8 protein-coding genes and 1 pseudogene are annotated in these 5,700 nt (G+C 62.8%); 3 read left to right on the top strand and 6 right to left on the bottom strand.

The genetic code is table 11. From position 1 onward, the window contains the following. A partial coding sequence (locus EOA28_RS22760) for a sarcosine oxidase subunit gamma (protein ID WP_189342141.1) occupies positions 1-385 on the top strand: 385 nt, incomplete at its 5' end. 170 nt (positions 386-555) lie between these two features. Next, positions 556-774, top strand: coding sequence for a hypothetical protein (locus EOA28_RS22755; protein WP_127249569.1), 219 nt, complete (start codon positions 556-558; stop codon positions 772-774). An 87-nt stretch (positions 775-861) separates the two neighbouring features. Here EOA28_RS22755 and EOA28_RS22750 read toward each other — a convergent pair whose 3' ends face one another. From EOA28_RS22750 to EOA28_RS22725, 6 genes are all read right to left on the bottom strand, one after another. Next, complete coding sequence (locus EOA28_RS22750; protein WP_127249570.1) at positions 862-1,095, bottom strand: DUF680 domain-containing protein; 234 nt, start codon at positions 1,093-1,095, stop codon at positions 862-864. A gap of 165 nt (positions 1,096-1,260) precedes the next feature. Then, entirely contained in the window at positions 1,261-1,905 is a 645-nt protein-coding gene (locus EOA28_RS22745; RefSeq protein ID WP_127249571.1) for a TetR/AcrR family transcriptional regulator, read from the bottom strand. A 209-nt stretch (positions 1,906-2,114) separates the two neighbouring features. Further along, positions 2,115-2,891: a glucose 1-dehydrogenase gene (locus EOA28_RS22740; RefSeq protein WP_127249572.1), complete on the bottom strand. Its 777-nt coding sequence runs from the start codon at positions 2,889-2,891 to the stop codon at positions 2,115-2,117. Between the two features lie 16 nt (positions 2,892-2,907). Continuing rightward, complete coding sequence (locus tag EOA28_RS22735; RefSeq protein ID WP_127249573.1) at positions 2,908-3,945, bottom strand: phosphotransferase; 1,038 nt, start codon at positions 3,943-3,945, stop codon at positions 2,908-2,910. Continuing rightward, complete coding sequence (locus EOA28_RS22730) at positions 3,942-4,427, bottom strand: MaoC family dehydratase (protein WP_281059017.1); 486 nt, start codon at positions 4,425-4,427, stop codon at positions 3,942-3,944. Before EOA28_RS22730 ends, EOA28_RS22735 begins: the two co-directional genes overlap by 4 nt. Positions 4,428-4,507: 80 nt before the next feature. Then, positions 4,508-5,323 (bottom strand): SDR family oxidoreductase, encoded by an 816-nt coding sequence (locus EOA28_RS22725; RefSeq protein ID WP_128315294.1) that lies wholly within the window; start codon positions 5,321-5,323, stop codon positions 4,508-4,510. A 116-nt stretch (positions 5,324-5,439) separates the two neighbouring features. Between EOA28_RS22725 and EOA28_RS22720 the strand changes: the two are divergent. Further along, positions 5,440-5,700, top strand: a pseudogene (locus EOA28_RS22720) (acyl-CoA dehydrogenase); the annotation flags it as partial.

The following is a 5,700-nucleotide window of genomic DNA, read 5'->3' as shown; positions in this document are numbered from 1 at the left end:
GCCGAAGAGCTCGGCGACGAAGGACGGGCGCACGGCGCTGTGGCTCGGCCCGGACGAATGGCTGATCATCGACGAGGCCGGCAATGACCCGCTCGCCGATTGCGCTAAGGTGACGGCGCTGCATTCGGCGGTCGGCATCTCGCACCGCAATGTCGGGATTTCGGTTTCCGGGCCTGCTGCCGCGGTGACGGTCAATTCGGGCTGTCCGCAAGACCTGTCGCTCGAGGCTTTCCCGGTGGGTGCTGCCTCGCGCACCATTCTCGGCAAATCCGAGATCGTGCTGCTGCGCACCGCAGCCGATGCGTTCCGCGTGGAATGCTGGCGTTCCTTCTCGGACTATGTCTTTACTTTGCTGTCGGAAGCGGCGAGCGACGCGGCGAACTGATCCTCGCAGCAATTGGTGCGAGGAACCATCGCCGGGCCGCCTCGTTTCCACGGTTCGAGCGATTGAGCGTTTGGCAAGACGCCCAATTGCTCAAAATATTGCTCTGAAGCAGTTCCGGACGGAAAACCGCTGCGCACTTTTCCTGGAACTGCTTATCGAGGAGATTGCCGATGCCGTCCAAAACCGCGCCGAAATCGCCCAAGAAGACTCCGGCCGTCAGCTCGCTGGAGCACGAAAAGCATCGCGAGATCGAGGAAGAAGAACTTGAGGAAGGCCTCGAGGACACGTTTCCGGCCAGCGACCCGGTGTCGATCACGAGCACTTCCATCCCCGGCAGGCCGGCAAAGCCGGCCAAGGCGGTGCCAGGAACGAAACCGCGCAAGAAATAAGCCTCGGCCGATCGCTCGAGGCTATAGGCAAAACGAAAAGGGCGGCCAAGTGCCGCCCGTTTTCGTATGAAATCTTACCAGTGGCGCTTACAGGCCGGGCACGAACCAAGGGTTTACGTCGATGCCAAGCTTCGGGCTCTTCGGCTGGGTCTTGGCGGTGTCCGCCTTATCGACCGAACCGGTGGCGGTGCAATCGAGGGTCACATTGGCATTGGTCTGGGTGCAAGCAGCCGGGGCATGCTTGGCCGGCTGGCTCGCGCCGGCAAAGGCGGCGCCCGAGAAAGCCAGAACGGCAGCCAGGGTGAAGATGATCTTCTTCATTTTCCGTCTCCAGTCGTACATGTACGATACAGCGTACAAATACGGTTAACGGAAACTGAATTCAAGAGGGAATTTGTACGCGTACGATAAATTTTCTTGAACGTAAGAATTCGTCGGCGCGAATCCAGGCGATCGGCTATCACGGAAAAGCGCCGCAACCTCCGGTCAGCAGTTGACGGGTGTTTCGGTGAGCGAGGGGATATCCTGCGCCGACAATGAGGCCAGCATGAAGTCGCACATCCGCTTCACATAGGCCTGCGGATCACCGAACGGATAGAAGGGGAAGGTGATCAGCAGCGAAATCGTGCCGTGGCCGACGGTCCACAGCATGGTGGCGATAGCGCGCGGATCGCCCTTGAGCTTGCCGGCGACCACGCAGGCCTCGACACGTTTGATCAGCACCTTCATGGCGGGGTTGCCTTCTTCCATGTCCTCGTAGCTGCGCCCCTCCGGCAGCTTGGTCTTCTCGGTCATGAAGACGGTGCGGTACTCATTGGGGTTGCCAAGGCCGAAGGCGGCATATTCGGTCATCACCGCCTTGAGCGCCTCGATCGGGTCGTCGGCTGGGTGCGCCTCGATGCGGCGCGCGAGCGTTTCGAAGGCGTCCTCGGCGAGCGCGAACAGGATGTCCTGCTTGTCGGCGAAATAGGAATAGACCGACATGGGCGCATAGCCGACACGCTTGGCAAGCTTGCGGATGGTCAGGCCTTCGTAGCCCTCCTCCTGAACAAGCTTGTGAGCTGCCGCGACCAGCTCGGAGCGAAGCTCAGCCTTCTGCTTTTCGCGGCGTTTCTGAACGCTCAGCGTCAATGTGCGCTGCCTTTTGTCGTTGGTTGCCTGACGAAATTATATACGCTGTACGGAAATGGACAAGAGAGCAGGCTGGTTCCCTTGCGTACGCTCCAACCTCTGTTGAACGCAATTCCGGACGGAAAACCGCTGAGGCACTTTTCCTGGAGTTGCGCTTTGTCAGACGCAATTCCGGACGGAAAACCGCAAAACACTTTTCCTGGAATTGCTCAGATCGCCCCGATGCCGCCGTCGAGCGCCAGCGCATGGCCGGTCATGAAGGAATTGGCCGGGTCAGCGAGGAACAGGATGCCGGTCGTGATCTCGTCGACCTCGCCGACACGCTTCATCGGCACGCCGCGGGTGAGCTGGGCAAGCGCTTCGGCTTCGGGCGCTCCCGTGAAGCGGACGAAACCTTCGACCATCGCCGTTCTGGTGTGGGCGGGGCAGACGGCGTTGATGCGAATGCCCTTGCTGGCATATTCCACGGCCGCCGAGCGCGTCAGGCCGACGACGCCATGCTTGGCGGCGGCATAGACCGAAAGCTTGGGCGCGCCGGAGAGACCGGCGACGGAGGCGATGTTGACGATAACGCCGCCCTTGCCGCTTTCCCTGAACTGCCGCTCCATCCGAGGGATCTGGTGCTTCATGGCATAGAAGACACCGAGCAGGTCGACCTCGACCACGCGGCGCGCTTCCTCGGATGTGACGTGCGGCAGGCGTACGAAGCTGTGCACGATGCCGGCATTGTTGACGGCGATGTCGAGCCGGCCGAATTTTTCGACGGCCAGTTTGACAAGGTCCTCCGAGAGCTCTTCATCGGCGATGTTGCCGGCAAGGGTAGCCGTCTCGGCGTCGAGGGTTGCGGCGAAATCGGCAAGCGCGGCCTCGTCGAGGTCGGAAAGAACCAGCCGCGCGCCTTCGGCGGCAAAGGCCTTGGCCGCGCCGCTGCCGAGACCGCCGGTCGCGCCGGTGATGAGGACTGTCGCCCCGTTGAAACGGCCCATTTGTCTGCCCTCCGCTTCAGCTCTTCCTGTCGATCAGCTCCACCGCCAGCGCGGCAAGCAGTTTGACGGCCTCTGCGTAGGTCTTGGCCCTCTCGGGATTGGAGGCATTGCCGTCCAGCGCGCGGCGATAGACACCCTGGCAAATCGCCGCCAGCCGGAAGAAAGAGAAGGCCAGGAAGAAGGTCCAGTTGCCGATCTCGTCAAGGCCGCGCCGGCGGCAATATGCTGCGACATAGGCCTCTTCGGACGGCAGGCCGGCCGCGGCGCGATCGATCCCGCCGAGGCCGCGAAAGCCCGAGGCATGCGGCAGCCGCCACTGCATGCATTGATAGGCGAGGTCGGCGAAGGGATGGCCGAGCGTCGACAGCTCCCAGTCGAGCACCGCGATGACTTTCGGCGCATCGAGCGCGAACATCATGTTGTCCAGCCGGTAGTCTCCATGGACAAGCGAAACGCGGCCGTCATCGACCGGCATATGGGTCTCGAGCCACGCGACCAACCTGTCGATATCGGTTATGGTTTCGGTTTCGGAGGCCCGATACTGGCCAGCCCAGCGCGCGAGCTGGCGCACGAAATAGCTGCCGGGCCTGCCGAAATCGCCAAGGCCGATGGCGCCAACATCGACATCGTGCAGGGCTGCAAGCGTGGCATTCATGGCATCGTAGATCGCCGCCCGCTCGTCATTTCCGGAAGCGTCCGGCAGCGACGGATCCCAGAAGATGCGGCCGTCGAGATATTCCATGACGTAGAACATGCGGCCGATCGGCGATTCCTCGCCCGAGAGATGCAGCATGCGCGGCACCGGCACAGCCGTGCCGGCGAGCGCCTGCATAACCCGGAATTCGCGGTCGACCTGGTGCGCGGATTTCAGCAATTGTCCCGGGGGCTTGGCGCGCAGCACATAGCGGCCGCTGCCGGCGGTCAGCAGATAGGTCGGATTGGACTGTCCGGACTTGAATTTCTCGATCGAAGCAAGGCCGGCAAAACCCGGAATATACGCCTCGAGATAGGGCGCAAGCGCCGCCTGGTCTAAGGCGCCGGCGTCGCCGCTCATGCGTTTTCCGGCTGGCGCTCGAGCAGGGTGAGCGTCAGCCAGCGCGCCGTCAGCGCCGGCTTCTTCGAGCCTTCGATCTCGATGGTCACGTCATGCGCCGTCTGCACCCAGCCGGATGGCCTCACCTTGACGTCGGCCAGCACGAAACGGGTGCGGATGCGCGCGCCCGTCTTCACCGGCGCCAGGAAGCGCAGCGTGTCAAAGCCGTGATTGACGCCCATCTTGGTGTTTTCCAGCGGCGGCATGGTCTCGAAGGTCATCGCCGACAAGAGCGACAGCGACAGGAAACCATGCGCGATAGTGCCGCCGAACGGCGTCTCGCGCTCGGCGCGCTCCGGATCGCAATGGATGAACTGGTGGTCGTCGGTCGCATCCGCGAACTGGTCGATCATGCGCTGCGTCACCATTCGCCAGGGCGAGACGCCGACCTCCTTGCCGACGCTTGCCAGAAGCGTATCGAGACTGATCGGTTCCACGCTCATGTCCTCCGCACCCCCGCCTGGATTCCTTGACCGGGCGTCTTATTCCTTGAACCCCACCCGGATTCCTTGAATCGGGCGTCTTACTCCTTGAACAACGTCATTCCGTGCTGCACCGACTGGCCGCCGTCGATGGGCAGGATGGCGCCGGTGACATAGCTTCCGGCACGGCTGCACAAATAAAGCGTTGCTCCGGCAATGTCATCCGCCACGCCGATGCGGCCGAGCGGAACATGGTTACCAACATGTTTCGCCTGCTCCTCGGTCGCTGTGGCGAAGGCCGTCATACGGCTCTGGAAAGGACCGGGGGCACAGGCGTTGACGGTGATGCGGCGGGCGGCGAATTCGATCGCCAGCGTGCGCGTCAGATGATGCACGGCGGCCTTGGAGGCGGCGTAGGAATAGGCGTCGTCGGCAAGCGGCTGGGTGCCCATCACCGAGCCGAGATTGATCACGCGGGCCGGATCCTCGTCGCTTGCCGCCGCGTCAAGCAGCGGCAAAAGCTCCCGCGTCAGGTGGAAGACCGCGGTGACATTGACGCCGAACACCTTGGCCCAGGCGTGATAGGGGAAATCCTGCAGCGGCGCGCCCCAGGAAATGCCGGCATTGTTGACCAGAATATGCAGGCGCTCCGTGCGCGCCTTCACCTCGGTGACAAGAGCGGCGATGCCAGCTTCGCTGGACACGTCGCCGGCAAAGCCCTCGGCCTGGCCGGAGCCGCCGAGCGCGTTCAATTCGTTGGCGACTTTTGCGCAATCCTCGCCCTTGCGCGAGGCGATCATCACATGAGCGCCGGCGCGGATCAGGCCGGTCGCCACCATGCGGCCAATACCGGTCGCCGCGCCCGTCACCAGCGCGGTCTTGCCGGTGACCGAGAACAGCTTGTCCAGATAGCTCATTGCATTCCTCCGCACCCTCGATCAAACGGGCGAGGGGACTCGCGTTGACAAGGCTAGCCGAAGTACGGTCATCCTTGCCACGGGTAAAGATTTATCTGCGAAAGGGACCGGAAGCGATGGCGGACATGAATCTCGGCATGACCGAGCGGCTGAAGCCGATCCACCAGCGTGTGGCGGCTATGGTTCGCGACGAGATCGCGCCACTCGGGGAGGAGTTTCTCGCCGAAATCGGCAAGGAGGGCGACCGCTGGGCCTACACCGCCAGGCAGACCGAGATCCTCGAAGGCTTGAAGAAGACGGCGCGGGAGCGCGGGTTGTGGAACTTCTGGCTGACCGATTCCAAACGCGGCTACGGTCTTTCCACCGTCGAATATGCC

This window comes from Mesorhizobium sp. M2A.F.Ca.ET.067.02.1.1 (assembly GCF_004023285.1).
In the GTDB taxonomy this organism is placed as follows: Bacteria; Pseudomonadota; Alphaproteobacteria; order Rhizobiales; family Rhizobiaceae; genus Mesorhizobium.
This window is presented reverse-complemented; position numbering and strand designations above follow the sequence as displayed.